The following is a 403-nucleotide window of genomic DNA, read 5'->3' on the forward strand; positions in this document are numbered from 1 at the left end:
AATTACCATGGTCATTTGAACCGTAATATCGGTAATACCGGGGTGGCTGTTGACCATGAATTTCAAGAGGATGTTACCAATGCAATCCGGAATAAAGTAGCGAATGTCGATAATGTTAGAAGCGTTCGATCAGTTGCCTACGGAAATTCCGTTTGGATTTCTGTGAAATTAATGGACGATACCAGAGCGGCAGATACCAAAAGAGCAATCAAAAAAGCGGTGAGTCCTGATGTGAAGGGAAAAACAATTGAGGTCATAACGGATGAAGGCGCACTGGGAAGGGAACGTAACATCCATAATGATATCCCACAAAGGCAACCGGCCCCCCATAAATAAGGTAAAAAGGCAAAGCATGATGCTTTGCCTTTTCGAATTTCATTCGGATAAATAGTCAAAAAAGGGC

1 protein-coding gene is annotated in these 403 nt (G+C 42.4%); it reads left to right on the plus strand.

Annotated elements, in window-relative coordinates:
- Positions 1-336: YhcN/YlaJ family sporulation lipoprotein (locus RYX56_RS21330; RefSeq protein ID WP_317123985.1), on the plus strand; the 336-nt coding region annotated here is incomplete at its 5' end.
- Between the last annotated feature and the right edge of the window lie 67 nt (positions 337-403).

It is taken from the genome of Alkalihalophilus lindianensis, assembly GCF_032843265.1.
GTDB lineage: Bacteria > Bacillota > Bacilli > Bacillales > Bacillaceae_D > Alkalihalophilus > Alkalihalophilus lindianensis.